The following is a 19,506-nucleotide window of genomic DNA, read 5'->3' on the forward strand; positions in this document are numbered from 1 at the left end:
GCCCCGGCCAGGTCGAGCTGTTCGGCCGTGGCCTCGACGACAGGGTCTGGCAGACGTACCGCGACGCCGGCACCGGGACGTGGAGCGGCTGGTTCCCGACCGCGACCGGAGGGCTCACCGTCGGCAGCCCGACCGTCGTGTCGCCGTCCCCGGACGTGCTGCAGCTGTTCATCATCGGCACCGACCGCAAGGCCTGGTACTGCTGGTGGAGCGACGCGGACGGCGCATGGTCGGGCTGGCACGACCTCGGCGGGCAGTTCCACCCCGGCGACCAGTTGACCGCCGTCTCACGGCGCCCCGGCATGGTCGAGCTGTACGGGCGTGGGCTCGACGGCGGGATCTGGCAGACCTTCTACACAACCGAGCAGGGCGCATGGAGCGGCTGGTTCCCCTCCGCTCCCGGCGGCGTCACCATCGGTAGCCCGGTCGCACTGTCGTCGGCGCCCGACCGGGTCCAGCTGTTCATCATCGGCACCGACCGCCAGGTCTGGACGAGCTGGTGGATCGACGCCGACGGCGCCTGGTCCGGCTGGCACCCGGTCGGTGGGACCCTCAACCCTGGGGACGGGATCGCCGCCCTCAGCCGGGAACCCGGGCTCGTCGAGCTCTACGGGCGCGGCGACGACGGCGCCATCTGGCACAACTACTGGCCGGCCGGCGACGGGTGGAGCGGCTGGTACCGCTCCGCCCCGGGCGGCGTCGCCATCGGGACGCCATCCGTGGTCGTCCCGCACGGCGCGTCGGAACCGGTCGAGCTGTTCCTCGTGGGCACCGACCACAAGGTGTGGACCTCGGCCTGGGGACCGAGCGTCTGAGTCGGCCCAGGAGCAGCAGGTCGGCTGCTCCGGCTCAGGTCGGACCGAGCGCGCTCGCGGCCTGGGTGGCGCGTCGGACCCAGTGGTCGGCGCCGGCGCGGGCCGCGACGTCGACGGCTTGCCGGTAGTGGCGAACGGCGGCCTCGGGGTCACCTCGGTACACGGCGAGATCGCCGAGGATCTGGGCCGTCGGCGCGAGCACGAGCACCGCGGTGCCGGCGGCCGCGAGCCGGTCGGGGAACGGCAGGAGCGCGTCGTACGCCGTCTCGGCGCGTGCCGGGTCCTGGACCGCGACGGCTAGCAGGCCGCGGATGCCCCAGCTCAGGTCGAAGGCGTAGTCGTGTCGGATGGGCGTCGGGGCCCCCGCTGCCCTGCGGGCCTCGTCCGTGCGGCCGGCGTGGGCCAGGGCGAGGGCGTAGACCTCGGGAAAGCCCTTGGCGGTCGGGGAATCGGCGTCCCAGCTCGTGACGACCTCGCCCAGGCGACCGCGGCGAGCCAGGCGCACGCGGTGGTCAGCGTGATCGGGTGCCGGCGGGCCAGGTCTGGACGCGGTACTGAGCAGGTCCGGGGACGCCGAGATCCGCGCGCACTCGGCTCCGCTGAGTGACTCCGGGCGGCAGGGACCCGCATCCGCCGGGCAGACCTGGCGGACGGGCTGGCCCGGGTGCTTGGGAGCTCGATCGATGAGGAGACCCTCGACACCGTCTGGGTCCTCACGAGTCCTGAGACCTGGGCCAAGCTGCACGACGAGCGCGACTGGTCCCTCGACACCTACCGCAGGAGGGTGGCCACCATGCTCAACACCCTCCTCCCGTCGGCCTGAGGTGTCAGGCCGGAGGGCGTGTGTGACGCTCAGTGTAGGAAATACAGTGCTAGACACATTGCAAGAGTGTCACTATCGTCACTGGCATGACAACCCTCCTCGTCAACGACGAACGGCTCGAGTGCCGAGTGGTCGGGCACGGCCCAACGCTCGTCCTCGTGCACGCGAACATCAGCGACATCCGCTCCTGGGAGCCAATCGAGGCTCTCCTCGCCGAGAACTTCCGCGTGATCAACTACAGCCGCCGGTACGCCCACCCCAACCGACCCATCCCCGCCGGCGCCGACGATCCGCTCGAGGTCCACGTCGAGGACCTGGTGAGCCTCATCGAGGCCCAGGCGGAGGGTCCGGTGCACCTGCTGGGGTGCTCCTCCGGTGCGTTCATCAGCCTGCTGGTGGCCACACGCCGCCCGGACCTCGTCGCCAGCCTCTCCTTGGAGGAGCCACCGGTGGTGTCCATGTTCGTGGGCTCGCTGCCCCCGAGGGTGTCGGACATGGTGCGGCTGCTGCTCACCGATCCTGACGCCGTGCTGGCCTTCGCCAAGTTTGGCGCCCGCACGATGTCGCCGGCCGTCAAGGCCTTCCAGCGGGGGGACGACGAGGCTGCACTCGACGCCTTCTGCGAAGGGGTGCTCGGCAGGCAGGCCTACCGGCGGGTCACGGCGGGACGCCGACAGCAGATGCTGGACAACCTGGCCCCGCACCGCGCGGCGCTCCTGCGGCCCGGGCTGCCGGCGTTCACCCCCGCGCAGGCGCGAGCCCTCACGGTGCCCACGCAGCTGATCCGCGGCGCGTCCACGTCGCACTTCCAGCGGCGCGTCAACCAGCGACTGGCCGCGCTGGTCCCGGGTGCACGAGACGTCGTGGTCGGCCACGCGTCGCACCTGGTCCACGAGGACAACCCGGCCGACGTCGCCCGCGCCGTCCTCGAGCTCGCCGGCCGCACAGGCCCGGCTGCCGGCCGCCACCCGCAGAGCCAGGCAGGAGACCGCCCGACCGAGCGCTCCTCTAGCCTGCGGCCATGACCTCGAGCCTGCGCAGGGACCAGGTGCAGATGACGCACCAGCGCATCCTCGCCGCGATGGCCTCCCTGCTGCAGGAGAAGGGCTACACCGCGACCACGATCACCGCGGTCGCCGAGCGGGCCGGTGTCGCCGTCCCGACGGTGTACCGCACGTTCGGCACCAAGAGCGCGATCGTCAAGCGTCTCTACGACGTCACCCTCGCCGGTGACGACGCCGACCTGCCCATGGTCGAACGCCCCGAGTACCAGGCGCTGCTGGCCGCCGACACCCTGGACGACACCCTGGCTCGCTACGCCGACCTCGCGGCCGGAATCTCGGCCCGTCTGGGACCCCTCATGACCCCCCTGCTCGGCGCGGCACACGCAGGCGACCCGGACGTGCGCGACTTCGTCGCCACGATCGACCGCGAGCGGCTCACCGGCATGCAGATCTTCAGCAGGAAGCTCGAGCGCTTCGGTGTCGAGCCGGGAAACGCAACGGACATCCTGTGGGTCCTCACCTCACCCGACCTGCACCACCGCCTGGTGCACGAGCGCGGCTGGTCGGACACCCGCTTCCGTGCCTGGCTCGGCCGCACCCTCGCCCAACAACTGAACCCGCACGTTGTGGCAGCTGACGACATGTGAAGATGTCGCGTCCCTGACCCGCTCTCGCCCACTCCCTTGGCGTCGTGGGAAGACTCATCACATCCTTGGCTTACGGGAATGAGCGCTGCGGCACGCCTGTGTCCCGGTCGACGATCCTCATCCGGGGGCCGGTGTCAGCGGGTCGTGAGAGCACTCGCCTGAAGTACGAATCACGACCCGTCGGCAAGGTCGCACTCGTGGGCGCAGGAGATGCAGTGCTGGCCGTCGCGGCGGCCCACCGGCTGGGAGTCGTCACGACACCGCGCTGGCCGATGGTGGCGGCGCACCTGCTCGTGGAAGCCGACGGTGGCGAACACACCGCGGCACTGGCGGCGCTGAGCGCCACAGACAGTGCGTGGCACATCGATCCGTTGGTGCCTCTTGTCCTCGAGGAGATCGATGCGCCGGTCATGACGGTGGACGCGGCGGCCGAGGTGGTAGCCCGACTCCTCGCCCTGCTCGACTACCCCGTTGCCCGCTCACTCGCAGCACTAGCCGAGTCTCATGACTACCCGGGAGGCCTGATCGGCGACGCCTACCAGGCAGCTGAGTGGCTGGACTGTGACTGTCATGAGGGGACCGAGGAAAGACTCGTCGCGACGCGTATGCAGGAACGCTTCGAGAAGGCCCCACGCCTTGAGATCCCGGCCGCCCTGGCAAAGGCGCTGCTGAGCGACTGACCCGATCGAACTGGGCGGGCCCTCTCGGCGGTCCTGGTAGCCGACCCCTCACTGACACCGCGAGCCCTCGCGGCGGGCTATCGACGCAGAATCCGGCTCCGAGGGCCTCTGGCCGCGCAGTCCGGCAGAGGATCCCCTGCGGCACGGCTTCATGACCGCCATGGCCAGGAGTCCGGGACCATGCCGACCGAGTCCGCGAGCTGGAGCGCCGCGTTGCCGGTCCCGGTTGAGCTGAGCTGCCAGGGCACCGTCCAGGTTGTGGCTGGAACGCTCTCAGATGGACCCGTTCGTAGGGTGATGGCTGTGCCGACGCGTGGGCGATGGGGGTCAAGTCCCGGGGCGTGGTGTAGCAGGGCTGCGTGATCCTTCTTCGGGTTAGGCGGTGAGGGCGGTCAGCTCGGTGCTCACCTCCTTGGTGGGGGTCGACGGGGACGCGTCAGCGGCGCCGTCGACGAGGGTGACGCGGGAGCGGGCCAGGACGTCCAGTCCGAGGTAGCGGCGGCCTTCGGTCCACTCGTCGTGCTGCTCGGCGAGGACTGCCCCGACGAGGCGGATGAGGCTGGTGCGGTCGGGGAAGATGCCGACCACGTCGGTGCGGCGGCGGATCTCTCGGTTGAGGCGTTCGGCGGGGTTGTTGGACCAGATCTGCCGCCAGATCTCCTTGGGGAACGCGGTGAAGGCGAGGACGTCGGCGCGAGCGGTCTCGAGGTGCTCCGCGACGTGCGGGAGCTTGTCGTGCAGGGAGTCCAGGACCCGGTCGAACTGGGCCTGGACCGCGGTCGCGTCGGGCTGGTCGTAGACGCTGTGCAGCAGCGCCTTGACCCAACCCCAGGACGACTTGGGCGTGGCGGCCATGAGGTTCGCGGCGTAGTGGGTGCGGCAGCGCTGCCAGGTCGCGCCGGGCAGGGTCGCGCCGATCGCGGCGACGAGGCCGGCGTGGGCGTCGCTGGTGACGAGGCGGACGCCGGTGAGGCCGCGGGCGACGAGGTCGCGGAAGAACCCGAGCCAGCCGGCGCCGTCTTCGGCGGAGCTGACCTGCAGGCCGAGGATCTCTCGGTGGCCGTCAGCGTTGACGCCCGTGGCCAGCAGGGCGTGGACGTTGACCACGCGGCCGCCCTCGCGGACCTTCATCACCAGCGCGTCGGCGGCGACGAACGTGTACGGGCCGGCGTCCAGCGGGCGGGTCCGGAAGGACTCGACCTGCTCGTCCAGCTCGGCGGCCATGACGCTGACCTGGCTCTTGGACAGCCGGGTGATGCCGAGGCTCTCGACGAGCTTCTCCATCCGCCTGGTCGAGACGCCGAGCAGGTAGCAGGTCGCGACCACCGAGGTCAGGGCGCGCTCGGCGCGGCGGCGGCGCTCGAGCAGCCAGTCCGGGAAGTACGAGCCCTCGCGCAGCTTGGGGATGGCGACGTCGATCGTGCCGGCGCGGGTGTCGAAGTCCCGGTGCCGGTAGCCGTTGCGTGAGTTGACGCGCTCAGGGCTGCGGACGCCGTAGTCGGCACCGCAGACCGCGTCCGCATCAGCGCTGAGCAGGGTGTTGACGAACGTGGTGAGCATGTCGCGAAGCAGGTTGGGGCTGGCTTGCTGGAGGTGCTCGTGCAGGAAGCGGGCAGGGTCAATAATCGACGGAGCGGTCATCGCGGGTTCCTCTTCGAGTCGGTTGTGAGAGATCACTCGAAGGATCACGCGGTGGCCGCGCCCTCGTCTACGACGACGCGGTCACCGTGCTGGCCTCGTACACCACCCTGCTGGACTCCACTGCGATGGGTCGTGGAGGGGCTGAAGCCTCGACCCGGGGCGTCCGGTGCGGCCCGTGAGGCTGGGTCAGTCATGGGCCTGCAGGCCGCGCTGAGTGCGGCGCAGCACCTGGCCGACACGACGGGCCACGACGTCACGGTCAGGCTCCAGTCCGACAGCCCGGCGACGGCACCGGCGGCTGATGGGGGTGAGGTACCGGGGACCCTGGTGGTCCGTCCGCAGGAGCCGCAGGTCGACGCGGCCGAGCCAACACCGCCGGCCCCGCCGGGGCCCCGCCGGGTCGAGCGGGGCATGTGGGTGGTGACCCTCGAGATCATCCTCGACGCTGACGCGGCCCAGAGCGAGGCGTCCGCCGTGGACCAGGCCGTGACCGCGCTGTTCGCCGACGGGCCGGTCGCCGAGATGCACGCGACGATCACCGATCCTGCCGGGCGACACCGCAGAGTTCGGCTCCGACCCCTCGAAGCCGCTCGACCCGACAGGCCAGCTAATGAGGGCGACGCCAACAACACGACGGATGAGCCATAGCCGCCGTCACTGTGGACGAGTGCCCTCGTGGGGGAGGATGAGGGATCCTGAGCGGGAGGCAGCGCGGTGGGCAGGAGGTAGGTGTCCTATGGGTCCGGACGGCGTGATTGACGGTGACGATGGGGTCGCGCGGCGGCGTGCGTTCGTCGATGAGGCTCGGCACAGCACCGTGCTCGAGGGCGGCCTGACCAGCCCCGCGGCGAGGGCGCTGCAGGAGCGGTACGTCGCTGGTGACTTCGACGTGGACCAGCTGGGGGAGGAGATCCGACGCCGGCTGGCTCAGCGCCTGGCTGAGCGTCCGGCTCAGGGCGGTGGGTGAGTCGCCGCCGGCCTGGGTGAGCGGGGCCACGCCGGAGGACCGGTGGGACGGCTACTTGCAGCCAGGCGGGGTGCTGCGGAACCTGGTCGGCGCGACCACACATGTGGAGCTGCGGGAGACCGAGGACGAGTTCGTTGAGTGGCGCATGGTGCAGCTGCGGGAACGCCCCATCGTCGGTCGGTTCGACCTGGACCACCTGAAGGCGGTCCACGCCCACCTGTTCCAGGACGTGTACGGGTGGGCGGGGCAGCTGCGCACGGTCGACATGTCCAAGGGCGAGGACGTCTTCGCCGAGCACGACGCGATCGCCCCGCTGCTGGACACCGCGCTCGGTGCAGGCGATCGGGCGCTGCCGGCCGGTAGCTCGAAGGCGAAGGTCGTCCCGCGGCTCACGACCCTGTGCGTGCAGATCAACTACGCGCACCCGTTCCGGGAGGGCAACGGACGCACCCTGCGGACGTACCTGTCGCAACTGGCCGAGGGGGCCGGGTGGCGGGTGGACTGGCGTCGGGTGCACCCGCAGGAGAACGTCGAGCGCAGCCAGGCCGCACACGCCGGGAACTTCAAACCGCTGATCGAGATGCTCGACGCCATCACCGTGCCCACCACGCTGACTGTGCCCGGCCGGCCTGATGGCAGGGAGAGCCCCACCGTCGTGGCGCACCCGGTCGTCGCCGACCCGGTGAGCGCCACCACCAGCACCCGCGCCGAGCACTACCGGGTGAGGGCGCAGCGCCGCGTGGCCGGACCGCAGCAGTGACCGCGCGGCACCCACGTCGTCCGGGGACACCCCGCACCCGCCGCCGTGGGCGACGGCAACGACCGACGGACGTGAGCGGCACGCCACCAAGCCCGGTGGAGGTGGCCGTCGCGATGGAGCAGCTGTGCGCGGCTGCGGCCGAGGCCGGACAGCCCACGCCGAAGCCGCGGCCGGTCGTGGTGGTCGACCCGACCGCCCGCGGCGGCCACGCACGCCTCGGGCGGTACCCGGACGAACCCGCCCGGGTCGTGCTGCCCGGCGCCGGCGCGAACGTGGACCGATGGCGCTGGACGCTGGCCCATGAGCTGGGCCACGTCAGCCTGAGCCACCGACTGTCCCTACGGGTGTACGCGCCGTTCCTCCTGCTCATGGTGCTCGCCGCCGCGATCGTCATCAGCGAGACCATCGGCGGCGTCGTGACCCGCGACCCGTCCGAGGAGGGCCTGGTCATCGGCGGCGTCGTCGCCCTTGTCGGCGTGGTCCTGATCCTGGCCTCGAACCGCCGCCATGAGTTCGCAGCCGACGACTGGGCCGCCGCGGCCAGCGAGCCGGTCACAGCCGCGATCGCGGCCCAACTGGACCAGGCGGAGGGTTGGGGCAACCGCGTCATGATCTGGGTCCCCGGGGGACTGCTGCTGCGGTCCCACCCGACCCCCGCAGCCCGCGCGCGGCGCACGCTGCGTCACCAGCACCGTTCGCTGCCCACCTCGCGCGCCGGAGCCTCCTCGACCGGCTGAGCCGACTCGCCACCCGTCGGCCCACCCGGCATGGACTCACCGTCCGCCGCGGACTCGAGGCCACGCGTCACGGGGACTGATCGGGCCAGCACCGCCGCCTGCCGACGCCGAACCCGCTCCCGTGCACGAGCCACTTCACCCTGCCGCGCTCCAGCCATCACGACCACCGGTCCCCTTCTGCGCGAGCACCTGCACCGAGCACCACAGGACGACTCCCACTCCCACATGCCGTCCATGATCCACATGCCCGGCAGTGCATACCTACTGACCATGATCATGACCTTCATTCAGCCACGCCCTTAGACCGTACACACCTCTTGCACTTCGAGTGTGTGGTCGTGAGACCCTGGCCCGGTGATGACGGTCCACGTGCTGCACGCTGGGGATGGGTACACCTACCTGACCCGGCAGGTGGCCTCGGCCGATCAGCAGCGGGCCCGGGGCGAGGACCTGGCGGAGTACTACACCGCCGAGGGCAACCCGCCCGGGCGGTGGATGGGGTCCGGGATGGCTGCGCTGGAGGTCTCCGGGGAGGTGTCCGAGGCGCAGATGCGGGCCCTGTTCGGGGAGGGTCTGCACCCGGATGCCGAGCGGATCATCGCCGAGCGGGCCGAGCTGTACGTCCGCGCTGGCGACACCGTCGCCAAGGCCGCCGCGGCGGCGCACCGTGACGCTCGGTTAGGACGCCGGTTCCCGCAGTTCGCGCCCGGTGACGGGGACTGGCACGAGCAGCTGCGCGCCGCCTACACCGCCGAGGCCACGCGGCTCGGCCGCTCGAGCTCGGCCGCGCTCACCGACGAGGAGCGGGAGCAGGTCCACGGCCGGGTCGCCCAGGCTGGCTTCGCCGAACGGCACGGCCGGGCGCCGACGGACGAGGCCGAGCTGCGCGCCTACGTCGCGGAGCGAGCCCGGCGGCCGCGGCAGCCGGTCGCCGGCTACGACCTGGTCTTCACGCCCGTGAAGTCGGTGTCGGTGCTGTGGGCCCTCGGCGACGACCGGGTCCGAGGCGAGGTACGCGCCGCCCACGAGGCCGCGGTCACCCGCGCGCTGGGCCACGTCGAGCGGCACGCGGCCCGGACCCGGACCGGGGCCGGGGGAGTGGCGCAGGTCGACACCGACGGGCTCATCATCGCTGCTTTCGAGCACCGGGACTCCCGCAGCGGCGACCCGAACCTGCACACCCACTGCGCGGTGTCGACGAAGGTCCGCGGCCGCGACGGGAGGTGGCGGTCCTTGGACGGGCGGGTGCTGTTCGCGCTCGGGGTGTCCGCGTCGGAGACGTACAACACCGCGGTGGAGGACGAACTGCGGGCCCGGCTTGGGGTGACGTTCGTCGAGCGGGCGGGAGGCCTGGCGGGCAAGCGGCCGGTCCGCGAGATCGAGGGTGTCCCGGCCGGTCTGCTGCGCCGGTTCAGTCGACGCCGTGCGGTGATCGAGGAGGTGTACCGGGCCAAGCTCGGCGCCTACCGGGCGGCGTACGGGCACGAGCCCGACCGCGGGGTCCAGGCCCGCCTGGCCCAGGAGGCGACCCTGGAGTCCCGGCAGGACAAGGCGCCGATGCGGTCGCTGGCCGAGCAACGCCGGGAGTGGATGGCTGCGGCCGCGGACGAGCTCGGCGACGCCGGCGTGGACGTCGCGACGTGGATCAGTAACGCCGTGCTTACGGCAGAGCCGGGGGTGGGGGAGGGGTCGCTGGTCGACGTCGACGTCGACGCGGCTGCCGCTGCGGTCGTGGGCACGGTGCAGGAGGAGAGGGCCACGTGGACCCGCTGGCACCTGCACGCCGAAGCAGAACGCCAGCTGCGCGGGGTCACGGTCGACCCAGGCCACCGGGGGCAGCTCGTGGACGCCGTCACGCTTGCGGCCAGGGACCGGCACAGCGTGACGCTCACCGCGCCGCCCACCGAACACGCCCGACCACGCCTGCTGCAGCGGGAGGACGGCGAGAGCGTCTTCCGCGTCCACGGCGCGCAGCGGTACTCCTCCCACGCCGTGCTGGCCGCGGAGCAGCGCCTGGTGGCCGCCGCCGGCCGCGAGGCCCCGTCGCCGGTGAGCCCGGCGGTGTTCGCGCGGGCGGTGCGCCTGGCCCAAGCCGAGAGCGGCCGGCCGCTGGACGCGGGCCAGGTCGCCTTGGCCGAGGCCTTCGCCACCGGCGGGCGGCGCCTGGGCGTCGGGATCGGCCCGGCCGGGACAGGCAAGACGACGTCGATGCGGCTCCTCGTCGACGCCGCGGCCCTCGCCGGGTCCCGGGTGGTGGCGCTGGCCCCGTCGGCGAAGGCCGCCGAGGTCCTCGCCACCGAGCTCGACGTGCCCGCCGACACCCTCCACAAGCTCCTGCACACCCTCACCACCCAGGGCGAGGACGCAGTCGACGTCCGCGCCGGCGACATCGTGCTCGTCGACGAGGCCGGGATGGCCGGGACGCTGCGCCTGGACCGGCTCGTCGACCTCGCCGAACGCCGCGGCGCCGTGGTCCGGCTACTGGGGGACCCGCAGCAACTGGCCGCGGTGGAATCCGGGGGAGCGCTGCGGCTTCTGGACCAGGAGGTCGGGGCCGCCCGCCTCAGCCAGGTGCACCGCTTCCTCGACCCGGCCGAGGCTGCCGCCAGCTTGCAGCTGCGCGACGGCAACCCTGCCGCGCTGGACCACTACGAGAGCGCCGGGCGGGTGCACGGCGGCAGCCTCGACGCGTGCCTGGACGCGGTGTTCGAGGCCTGGTCCGCCGACACCCGCGCCGGGCACGTCGCGGTCATGATGAGCGGGCGCGGCGACGTAGTCACCGACCTGTCCGCCCGGGCCCGTCTCGCCCGCATCGCCGCGGGCGACGTCGACGACACCGGCGCCGCGGCCCAGCTGCACGACGGCAACCGGGCCGCGGTCGGGGACCGGGTCGTGACCCGCGTCAACGACCGCCGCACCACCGCCCGCGGCGGGCGCGACTTCGTCAAGAACGGCGACGTGTGGGACGTCGCGGCCGTCGGTGAGGACGGGTCCCTCGACGTCGTCCACACCGGCCACCAGGGCCGGGTCACCTTGGCCGCGGGCTACGTCGCGGACTCCGTCGAGCTCGCCTACGCGAGCACCGTGCACCGGGCGCAGGGGATGACCGTGGACATCGCCCACGCCCTCGTCGACGACACCACCACCCGGGAGAGCCTGTACGTCGCCGCGACCCGAGGGCGTAGTGGCAATCACCTGTACGCGGTGTCCGAGCCCGTCCTGGACCCGGACCTTGACCGCGCCCCCGGTCCGGAGTCCAGCGCCCGGGAGGTCCTCGAGCGGGCCCTGGCCCGCGAGGGCGCCGAGCGCTCCGCCACCGAGACCGGCCGTGACGCGCTCGAGGACGCCACCAGCCTCGCCCGGCTCGTCCCGGAGTACGACCACGCGCGTGGTCTGGACGTCGATCAGCGGCTGGGGCTGCGCGCGGCGGCGCTGGCCGGGCTGGGCGCCGACGACGGGCAGCGGGTCCTGGCCGATCCGGCGTGGCCGGCGTTGGCGGCCGCCGTCGCCGAACGTCACGCCGGTGACCCGACCGGGCCGGACCCCGCCCAGCTGCTCCGTGCGGCGGCCGCGCAACGGGAGACCGGCACCGCGGACTCCCTGGCCCAGGTCCTCACCTGGCGGCTACGAGACCGGGCCACCGAACGGCGGGTCGCCGACCACGCCGATGCAGCCGGACTGCCCAGCTGGGTCGTCGCTCCCGACCCAGCCCGCAGCGACGACACCGGGACGTGGCTGCAGGAACGGGCCCGTACCATCCGAGACCGGGTCGACGCCCTCGAGGACCGTGCCCGCCGTCAGCCACCGGCCTGGTTGCCCGGACTACCCGGGCTGCCTGGGCCCAGCGTCGATGCAGGCGGCGCGCCGTCCCGTCGGGCGCTGCGGGCGGTGCTGGCCTATCGGGACCAGTTCGCCGTCACCGACCCCACCAGCTCCCTCGGGCCGCGGCCCACCGGCCGTGGCCACCAGCAGCGTGCGTGGGACGCCGCGCAGGCCGCGACGCGACCCACGCGGGCCGTGGCCGCCACGAGACCTGCCGCCACCCACCGGCTCCCGGCCCCGTCCAGGACCCCGGCCGCGGCGCCGCCGGCTTACCGGGCCGACGAACCCCGCGGCCCGCAGGCCTGAGGAGGAACAGTCGCGTACGAAGCTCGAGCGCGAGGGCCGACGGCGGACGTGGCCTTATCGCCCGGTCCAACGTTTATCTCAGATTGTTAAGGCCGCGTTGGTTCGTTAAGGTCGCCGGGTGGATCGTGCCCGTAACCCTTACACCCCGAACGCCGGGGCCCCGCCTCGGTACTTCGCCGGGCGCGCGACCGAGGTTGAGGACTTCCGCATCCTCCTGCAGCGACTCGCCGCGGGCTACACCGAGCAGTCGGTCGTGGTGACCGGGCTCCGCGGGGTGGGCAAGACAGTCCTGCTGGGGGAGTACCGACGCATCGCCGAGGAGGAGGGCTGGGTCCCGATCGACGCTGAGGTGTCGAAGAACACCGACTTCGGACCTCAGATGGCCAACCTCGCCCGCCGTGCCCTGCTGCAGGTCTCACCGAAGGCGCGATGGGGCGAGCGGGCACGAGCGGCCGCGGCGACGCTGAAGTCCTTCTCCCTGACGGTGCAGCCGGACGGCTCCCTCACCGGCGGTCTGGACGTGGAACCGGGGTGGGGCAAGGCCGACACCGGCATTCTGACCGAGGACCTCGCCGACGTCTTCGAAGCCGTGGGTGAAGCCGCCAAGGAACGGGAGTCCGGGGTCATCTTCTTGTTCGACGAGATCCAGTTCCTCGGCCGGGCCGAGCTGGAGGCGCTCATCGGTGCGGTGCACCGCACCGTGCAGCGACGGCTGCCGGTGTCCTTCGCCGGCGCCGGGTTACCGCAGCTGCCCGGACTGGCCGGGGAGGCGAAGTCCTACGCCGAGCGGCTGTTCAAGTTCCCGTTGATCGGGGAGCTGCCGGAGGCGGCCGCCCGCGAAGCACTGGTCGAGCCCGCCCGCGCCGAGGGCGTCTACCTCGAGCCCGACGCGGTCGAGGAGATCCTCCGCTACACCGAGGGCTACCCCTACTTCCTGCAGGAGTACGGTCGCGCGGCGTGGAACCTCGCCGAGGGACCGACCATCACCCGTGCCGACGTCCAGGCCGCCGGCGACGTGGTCGACGCCGAACTCGACGAGAGCTTCTTCCGCACCCGGGTCCAGCGCTCGTCGCCGGAAGAGCTGCGCTACATGAGGGCGATGGCCCACCTCGGGGCCGAGGCCCACAAGGCCGCCGACGTCGCCGGTGTCCTCGGCAAGGCCTCCGAGCAGGTGGCCCCGATCCGGGCCCGCCTCATCAACAAGGGCCTGCTCTACACCCCACGTCACGGGTACGCGAAGTTCACCGTGCCCCAGTTCGACCGGTTCATGCTCCGCTACATGGACCTTGACGTCGTCCCACCCGCCTGAACCCGCCGCACGGCGTCCGGCCCGCACGTGACGGCCACGGACGGCGACCTCGCTCATCCGCCTACCGGAGGGTCCAAGCCAGACCCCCACCTCAAACAGACAGGAGCACGCCATGGCTGCCATGAAGCCCCGCACAGGAACCGGTCCGACGGAGGTGACGCGCGAAGGGCGCGCGATCCTGGTCAAGGTGCCGATGGAAGGCGGTGGACGTCTCGTGGTCTCCATGTCGGCGGAAGAGGCGGCCGACCTCGCGGAGGCGCTACACACAGCCGTCGAATAGATCGCCTTGGCGCGTTCATGGAGACGGAACGCCTGGCGAGAGACCCACTGCTGACATAATCTTCGTTATCGGCGCTTAAGTACCGGGAGTTGCATCTAATGCAAGAACTCCCGGTCGGCTGCGTAGCCACGTCCGCGCAGGTCACCGGGCGTGGACCTGACCACGGGGGCCGGCGTAGGCACGTGCGTCTCGTGCAGGACGGCCTGGTGGCCGCAGGAATCGTGCATTAGATGCACAGTTCCACGGCTCCACCCCACGCCACCCCGTTCATGCGCCCCCACCCCGACTCACGACAGAACTGGGCCGGTGGCCTGGGGTCCTGAGGGGCCGGCTCGTCGGGCGGCCAGCTCATCGGAGCCCACGGACGCCGCGACACGCTCACCTGACCGGGCGAGGCCCAAGGGCTCGCGCGGCCGCCGGCCCAGCTGCAACAGTCGAGCGCGCAGCTCCTCCAGGGTGTCGATGACGGGGCGGCCGGTTACCCGGGCGACGCCGCCGGCGATCGCGGTGTAGCCGGCGACACTGGTGGCCAGCACCGTCTCGATGTCCACGGCCGGGTCGGTGGCGGCGGCCGCGACGGCCGTCGTGGCCTGACGGGTCAGGCTGGTGGCGCTCTGCGCCGCCATGCCCGCTGCGCCGGCCATCCCGAGCGCGCTCCACTGCCGCAGCTCCCGCAGGTCGGCCGAGGTTAGTCCCGGCCCATGAACCCGGGCCGCACGGGCCTGCTCCCAGGTCAGCGTCACGGGATCTATGGGTCGGTCGGTGTCGGCGAGGGCGCCGACCGCGGACCGGGTGGCCTGTCGCTGCGGGGAGGTGAAGTCGTGCGGTCTGAACCGGGCAAGGAGTTCAGGCCGGACCTGGGCGTCGTAGGCGGTCGCGGCGAGCACCGCGAGCTCGGCGGCCTCCCCGCGCAGGGCGCCGTCGGGGCTGCCCGCGGTTGCCTCCTGGGCGGCGTCCCGGGTCTGGGCCTTGCTCGCGGCACGGCGCGCCTCCAGGCCGTGGGGGCCGGCCCAGGCCCGGGACAGGGCCTCCAGGTCCGGGTCGACCTGCTCGCGGCGGCCGGCGGCGAGGTCGAGGCGCTGCTGGGCGGCGGTGCTGATCGCGACGCCCGTGGCCGCGGCCCGGGTGACGGCCGTGGGGCCGGCGTTGACGGCGTCGGTGACGACGACCCCGAGCCCGCGGACCTGTCGCCGGATCGAGGCCTCGAGCACCATGGAGGCGTAGTCGCGGTGGGCCGGGGTGTCGATGGCCTCGTGCATCACGGTGGCGATCGCCAGCGGTGACACGAGGTCGCGGTGCCACTGCCCGGTCGCGGTCAGCGCCGCACTCACCGCACCGGCGTCCAGCGGAGTCTTGCGTGGGCCTGTTTCGTGTTCCTGGACGAGGTGGCTCCACAGGGCGACGGACTGCGGGGAGGAGAAGTCCTCGACCTGCAGCCAGGCCACGTCGGCCACAGCGGCCGGGTCCCAGAGCAGCGCGCCCACCAGGGCCCGTTCAGCGACGGCGACGGCCGGGCCTTCCACGGGGCCCAAGTCCACGGCCGTCGGCTCGCGGTCTCTCGGCGGCGTGGGGTCGGTCATCGGGGGTCCTTCGCCTGCTGCAGCCGCTCGTCCATCCGCCGCAACGCGGTGTCCCGCTCGTCGTCCAGAGCGACAAACCTCACGTCGGTGGTGTCGTCCGTGGTCGTGTCGGCGGGGATGGCCCACCAGCGACCGTCGATAAGGACCGGGCCGGCCTCGTCGTCAGGGAAGAGCCGGCGGGCCGACCCTGTGGCGACGAGCTGGGCGACCCGCCCGTCCGTCATCACCCCTGGCCCGGGGCGGCCGGACTCCTCGTCCGTGCCGGGGCCGTCGGGGTCATGCTCAGAGTCGCCCCTGTTGTCGTCGTCGGCGGTCGCGGCTGGTGTGGCCGCCAGAACGTGCCGGGCAGCGGCGTAGCCGTCGTCGGTCGGGTGCTCGGGGGAACGGTCGCGGTCGGTGTGACGGCCCGGTTCGCAGCCCTTGAAGATCCCGAGCTCGTCCAGGCGGCGCAGCGTGGGCCACAGCCACCGCTCGTGCCACGCCGCCGGGGCGTCGGAGGGTTCCTGCGGGCCACCGGGGTGCGCGGCGCGGTGGGCGAGCATCAGCCCGGTCAGCTCCTCCACCGCCACGGGGTGGGCGTACCAGCAGCCCGGCAGCTGGCTGTGGCGCCACGAGCCGAGCTGGTAGCGGCGCACCAGCCAGTCCACGAAGTCCCGCAACTCGTCCAGCAGGGCCGCGGCCTGCCCACCGCTCAGGGCCCGCCACAGCCACCGGCCCTCGCCCGCCGGTGCCCCGGCCACCTGCGCCACGACAGCCTCCAGCATGGTCTGCATGGCCTCGACCTGGTCGGTGAGCTGCTCCAGCACCCCGGCCATCAGCACCGGGTCGAACTCAGGCACCGCGGCCTCACTCACGCTCGCTCACCTCGTCCCGTGATGCCTGGTCTCGTCGAGCTGGTCATGACGGCCCGTGCCCCTCCTGGTCCAGGCTCCAGCGCTGCGAGCGGTCGAAGACCTCGGCGTCGGGCCGGTCGCGGTGAAAGCGCAGCGACACCACCGTCGCGGGCTGGGCGCGATAGAACAGCAGGGCCTGACCGACCGGCAGAGCCCGGATCGCCTCCGGCGGCATGATCCGCTCCCGCTCGGTCGACCAGCTGGTGGTGTCCCGGTCGCCCTCCGTGTCGCTCTCCCGCAGGACCCGCCGCTCACCCACCAGCCGCGACAGCCGGTCGAGGTCCTCGACCTCGCTCAGCCCGCCCAGGACCACCTTGATGGTGCCGGCCCCCCACAGGGTGTCGGCCCCGTCCCGGCCCCACCGGGCCCGCAGCTGGGAGAACGTCTGGACCATGGTCCACACGCTGATCCCGCGGCCGCCGCCGTCGGTCATCAGCGCCGGCAGGCCCGGGATCGGGGCAACATTGGCGGCCTCGTCGAGGACGAACGTCAACGGCACCGGCAGCCGGCCGGTCGCGGTGTACTGGCTGGCCTTGCGGGCGGCACGGTCGACCGAGGCGACCAGCGCCGTGGCCAGCGGCGCGCTCGAGGTGTCCGAACCGCCTTCCGCGAGGACGTACAGCGTGTCGGTGGACGCGACGAACGCCGCCGGGTCGATGACCAGGCCCGGGTCCTCCCCCGGCGGTGCGGGGCAGACCAGGTCCAGCACCGCCGGGTCGGCCAGCGGCTTGAGCGCCAGGCCCAGGCTCATCTCCAGGCTGGACACCGTCTCCGGCGCCGCGCCGCGGGCGTACTTGGCGAGGTCCTTGTCCCAGCCCGGTGCCGCGTCGGGGTGGGTGCGCAGGATGGCGTAGGGCTCCTCGTCGTCGAAGTCCCGCGCCCAGCTCAGCACCTCCCGCATCGTCTGGGCGTCCAGGGCGGCGGCGTGCAGCAGGCACCGCAGGACGATCTCGGCGGACTCGGCGAAGAAGTTGCCGTTGCGGGTGCCGTCCAGCGGCTTGGCCGTCACCATCGCCTTGGCCCGCACCGTGGCCTCCCGGACGTCGCCGCACCCGGCCACGACGTCCCAGCGCGCCCTGTCCGGCCAGCGCATCACCTGGTCGGGATCGAACACCAGGATGAGACCCGTGCTCCGGCGGGCGCCGGCCGAGAGCCGCACCAGGTCAGCCTTCGTCGACGTGGCCAGGACCGGACCGGGGGCGTCGACCACGAGACCCGCCGCCAGCCCGGTCGTCTTGCCCGACCGGTTCGGGGCCACCACCAGGGCGGAGTCCTCGACCCTCGAGCGGACCGGGCGACCCTCGTCGAGCGCGAACACCACGCCGTCGCCGACCGGGTCCGCCGCAGGACGACGACTGGTGGCCAGGCCGCGTTGCGTCCGTCGCCTAGAGCCGCGCGTCGCGGCCCGCGCCGCCTGCCACAGCAGCAGCCCGAACCCCCCGAGCAGGAGGACCGCCCACACCACGAGGACCGTGACCGTGCCGGGCGGGGTGATCGCCGGGTCGACCTCCGTCAGGCCGGTGATGGGCCGAGTCGTGCGCAGCGCCTGCGCGGTGGTGCGGATCGCGGTCAGGGCGAGCCCGTCGGCGGTGGCCACCAGCGTCAGGTGCCACGCCACCGGCAGCCACACGGCCAGCAGCAGCATCGTCGCCCCGGTCTTCAGTCCGGGCGACATCGGGTACCCCGGGTGGGCCAGCAGGTCCTCCCCGTTCCCGTTCCTGTTGCGCCCGCCGCGGGCCGCGAGCGTCACTGGCCCTGCCCCCGCGTCATCGGCCCTGCCCCAGCGTCATCGCCTGGTCAGTGTCGGTCAGGGCGATCTCGAAGTCACTGCGGACGTGCTCCACGTAGATCTCCGGGCGGGCCCCGATCTTCAGCAGGTGGTGCCCGTCGGTCAGGTTCCGCAAGGTGTGCTGCGAGCCCGGGTCGAGCCCGAACAGCTGGACGCACGCCTCCTCGTCCGGGACCCGGTTCTGCCGGAACAGGTGCACCGTCTGCGCCTCCCGAATCAGGGCCATGGCCGGGGAGTCCTTCGGCACGTCCGCCGGCTGGTGCAGGGCGGCGATCGTGGAGACCCCGAGACCGCGGGCGAGCTTGCTCGTGGCCTGCACCATCCGCCCACCAGGGCCGTCGACGAGACCCCAGCCCTCCTCCACGACGAAGTTCGTGGCCCACCCGCGGTCGGCGCGCAGCCGGCCCAGCAGCCACATCCGCGCCACCGACATCACCATGGCCACCGCGGGCCCGTCGTCGGGCAGCTGGGAGATGTCGAAGCTCGTCAGCGAGCCCGACAGGTGCAACGAGGAGGAGGTGTCCCCGGTGAACAGCCGGCCCAGCTCCTCACCCAGCAGCCGTTCGAACATGAACCGCACCGTCAGGCCGGCCTCCTCCATCTGCTGCCGGTTCACCGGGTGCGCGTCCGGGATCGCGTCCGCGGCCCGTGACAGCCACGGCAGCAGGTCCTCCAGCTGCCCCGTACGGCCGTTCTCGGCGGCGGCGAGCACGTTGCGCTGCCCCCACCGCAGCGCCTTCCGCTCCCACGTGTTCAGTGGCCGGTCGTTGTTCGACTGCTCGGCCATCGCCACCAGGAGCTGGCTCTGCACCGCGGGCCCGCCCCCGGCAAGGACCGTGCCGTCCATGACGTTGATCCGAGTCGTGTCCTCATCAAGGGTGAAGCGGTTCGGTTCCCGTCCGGAGACCTGCCGGGTGAGCTCGGCGTACTCGCCCTCACCGCCCTGCGGCTTCTTGTCGATCACCACCACGCGGCGCTTCGTCAGGATCAGCGGGCGGACCACGTACACCGTCTTCAGGAGGCTGGACTTTCCGCTGCCGACCACCCCGATGGCCAGCACGTTCGGGCTGGACACCTTCTTCCGCTGGTAGGCGGTGAACGCGTCGTGGGCGACCATCGCCCGCGACAGCCGGTCCCGCCCGATCAGCACCCCCTCCTCCCCCGTCGGGGCCGCGATCACCGCGGTGTTCAAGACCTCGGCCTGCCGGGTCGTCGTCGGGGCCCCGACCGCCCGCGGGGCGTAGAACCCACGCCGAGCCCGGCGAGCGTTGCCGACCAGGACATGCCCGAAGCGCCGCACCGACGACGGCGTCACCTCGTCCGACGGTGTTGTCATCGTCGGCGCCGTGTCGCGCGCCGACCGTGGGTGCACATCCGCAGGCGCCCCCGTATCAGGGCTGGGGCCACTGGCCCGGCTCGCCACACGCCGGGCCTTGCGGGTCGACCTTGAGCC

18 protein-coding genes are annotated in these 19,506 nt (G+C 72.6%); 12 read left to right on the plus strand and 6 right to left on the minus strand.

Going from position 1 to position 19,506, the window contains the following annotated elements; translation table 11 throughout:
* On the plus strand, window positions 1-815 hold an 815-nt coding region (locus SJY06_RS21945), incomplete at its 5' end, for a hypothetical protein (RefSeq protein ID WP_380169754.1).
* A gap of 34 nt (window positions 816-849) precedes the next feature.
* Here the strand turns inward: SJY06_RS21945 and SJY06_RS21950 are convergent.
* Window positions 850-1,320: a hypothetical protein gene (locus SJY06_RS21950; RefSeq protein WP_380169755.1), complete on the minus strand. Its 471-nt coding sequence runs from the start codon at window positions 1,318-1,320 to the stop codon at window positions 850-852.
* 159 nt (window positions 1,321-1,479) lie between these two features.
* On the opposite strand from SJY06_RS21950, the gene SJY06_RS21955 reads away from it, so the two are divergent.
* The 4 genes from SJY06_RS21955 to SJY06_RS21970 all read left to right on the plus strand — a co-directional run bounded on the left by SJY06_RS21955 (window position 1,480) and on the right by SJY06_RS21970 (window position 3,969).
* The gene (locus SJY06_RS21955; RefSeq protein WP_380169756.1) at window positions 1,480-1,638 is read left to right on the plus strand and encodes a hypothetical protein; all 159 of its coding nucleotides are present in this window, start codon (window positions 1,480-1,482) and stop codon (window positions 1,636-1,638) included.
* Window positions 1,639-1,724: 86 nt separating this feature from the next.
* Window positions 1,725-2,663, plus strand: coding sequence for an alpha/beta fold hydrolase (locus SJY06_RS21960; protein WP_380169757.1), 939 nt, complete (start codon window positions 1,725-1,727; stop codon window positions 2,661-2,663).
* Window positions 2,660-3,289: a TetR/AcrR family transcriptional regulator gene (locus tag SJY06_RS21965; protein WP_380169758.1), complete on the plus strand. Its 630-nt coding sequence runs from the start codon at window positions 2,660-2,662 to the stop codon at window positions 3,287-3,289. The genes SJY06_RS21960 and SJY06_RS21965 overlap by 4 nt, the downstream gene beginning before the upstream one ends.
* Window positions 3,290-3,504: 215 nt before the next feature.
* Complete coding sequence (locus SJY06_RS21970; RefSeq protein WP_380169759.1) at window positions 3,505-3,969, plus strand: hypothetical protein; 465 nt, start codon at window positions 3,505-3,507, stop codon at window positions 3,967-3,969.
* Window positions 3,970-4,344: 375 nt separating this feature from the next.
* On the opposite strand, the gene SJY06_RS21975 is transcribed toward SJY06_RS21970, so the two are convergent.
* Window positions 4,345-5,610, minus strand: coding sequence for an IS256 family transposase (locus SJY06_RS21975; RefSeq protein ID WP_380169760.1), 1,266 nt, complete (start codon window positions 5,608-5,610; stop codon window positions 4,345-4,347).
* A gap of 192 nt (window positions 5,611-5,802) precedes the next feature.
* Between SJY06_RS21975 and SJY06_RS21980 the strand changes: the two genes are divergently transcribed.
* The 7 genes from SJY06_RS21980 (at window position 5,803) to SJY06_RS22010 (ending at window position 13,791) form a co-directional block, all read left to right on the plus strand.
* A complete protein-coding gene (locus SJY06_RS21980; RefSeq protein WP_380169761.1) occupies window positions 5,803-6,258 on the plus strand; it encodes a hypothetical protein in 456 nt (151 codons plus the stop codon).
* An 88-nt stretch (window positions 6,259-6,346) separates the two neighbouring features.
* On the plus strand, window positions 6,347-6,577 hold the full coding sequence (locus SJY06_RS21985; RefSeq protein ID WP_380169762.1) for a hypothetical protein: 231 nt from the start codon (window positions 6,347-6,349) through the stop codon (window positions 6,575-6,577).
* A complete protein-coding gene (locus SJY06_RS21990) occupies window positions 6,489-7,337 on the plus strand; it encodes a Fic/DOC family protein (protein WP_380169763.1) in 849 nt (282 codons plus the stop codon). The genes SJY06_RS21985 and SJY06_RS21990 overlap by 89 nt, the downstream gene beginning before the upstream one ends.
* Window positions 7,338-7,408: 71 nt before the next feature.
* A complete protein-coding gene (locus SJY06_RS21995) occupies window positions 7,409-8,074 on the plus strand; it encodes an ImmA/IrrE family metallo-endopeptidase (protein WP_380169764.1) in 666 nt (221 codons plus the stop codon).
* Window positions 8,075-8,431: 357 nt separating this feature from the next.
* Entirely contained in the window at window positions 8,432-12,202 is a 3,771-nt protein-coding gene (gene mobF / locus SJY06_RS22000; RefSeq protein WP_380169792.1) for a MobF family relaxase, read from the plus strand.
* A gap of 118 nt (window positions 12,203-12,320) precedes the next feature.
* Complete coding sequence (locus SJY06_RS22005; protein ID WP_380169765.1) at window positions 12,321-13,511, plus strand: ATP-binding protein; 1,191 nt, start codon at window positions 12,321-12,323, stop codon at window positions 13,509-13,511.
* Between the two features lie 112 nt (window positions 13,512-13,623).
* Entirely contained in the window at window positions 13,624-13,791 is a 168-nt protein-coding gene (locus SJY06_RS22010; protein ID WP_380169766.1) for a DUF3117 domain-containing protein, read from the plus strand.
* A gap of 287 nt (window positions 13,792-14,078) precedes the next feature.
* Here the strand turns inward: SJY06_RS22010 and SJY06_RS22015 are convergent, their stop codons facing one another.
* From SJY06_RS22015 to SJY06_RS22030, 4 genes are read right to left on the minus strand one after another with little or no spacing between them, the layout of a single operon-like run.
* The gene (locus tag SJY06_RS22015; protein WP_380169767.1) at window positions 14,079-15,371 is read right to left on the minus strand and encodes a DnaB-like helicase N-terminal domain-containing protein; all 1,293 of its coding nucleotides are present in this window, start codon (window positions 15,369-15,371) and stop codon (window positions 14,079-14,081) included.
* Complete coding sequence (locus SJY06_RS22020) at window positions 15,368-16,225, minus strand: hypothetical protein (protein WP_380169768.1); 858 nt, start codon at window positions 16,223-16,225, stop codon at window positions 15,368-15,370. The genes SJY06_RS22015 and SJY06_RS22020 overlap by 4 nt, the downstream gene beginning before the upstream one ends.
* Before the next feature lie 43 nt (window positions 16,226-16,268).
* Window positions 16,269-18,014: a type IV secretory system conjugative DNA transfer family protein gene (locus tag SJY06_RS22025; RefSeq protein WP_380169769.1), complete on the minus strand. Its 1,746-nt coding sequence runs from the start codon at window positions 18,012-18,014 to the stop codon at window positions 16,269-16,271.
* A 16-nt stretch (window positions 18,015-18,030) separates the two neighbouring features.
* Window positions 18,031-19,389 (minus strand): hypothetical protein, encoded by a 1,359-nt coding sequence (locus SJY06_RS22030; RefSeq protein ID WP_380169770.1) that lies wholly within the window; start codon window positions 19,387-19,389, stop codon window positions 18,031-18,033.
* Window positions 19,390-19,506: the final 117 nt, after the last annotated feature.

This window comes from Jannaschia sp. R86511 (assembly GCF_042466345.1).
Lineage (GTDB): Bacteria > Actinomycetota > Actinomycetes > Actinomycetales > JBBAYJ01 > Aquipuribacter.

Bases quoted from the DNA above. Each gene is read 5' to 3' on its own strand.
- SJY06_RS22010 (WP_380169766.1), top strand. From the start codon at position 13,624: ATGGCTGCCATGAAGCCCCGCACAGGAACCGGTCCGACGGAGGTGACG.
- SJY06_RS21985 (WP_380169762.1), top strand. From the start codon at position 6,347: ATGGGTCCGGACGGCGTGATTGACGGTGACGATGGGGTCGCGCGGCGG.
- SJY06_RS22015 (WP_380169767.1), bottom strand. From the start codon at position 15,371: ATGACCGACCCCACGCCGCCGAGAGACCGCGAGCCGACGGCCGTGGAC.
- SJY06_RS21980 (WP_380169761.1), top strand. From the start codon at position 5,803: ATGGGCCTGCAGGCCGCGCTGAGTGCGGCGCAGCACCTGGCCGACACG.
- SJY06_RS21960 (WP_380169757.1), top strand. From the start codon at position 1,725: ATGACAACCCTCCTCGTCAACGACGAACGGCTCGAGTGCCGAGTGGTC.
- SJY06_RS21975 (WP_380169760.1), bottom strand. From the start codon at position 5,610: ATGACCGCTCCGTCGATTATTGACCCTGCCCGCTTCCTGCACGAGCAC.
- SJY06_RS21965 (WP_380169758.1), top strand. From the start codon at position 2,660: ATGACCTCGAGCCTGCGCAGGGACCAGGTGCAGATGACGCACCAGCGC.
- mobF (WP_380169792.1), top strand. From the start codon at position 8,432: ATGACGGTCCACGTGCTGCACGCTGGGGATGGGTACACCTACCTGACC.
- SJY06_RS22030 (WP_380169770.1), bottom strand. From the start codon at position 19,389: ATGACAACACCGTCGGACGAGGTGACGCCGTCGTCGGTGCGGCGCTTC.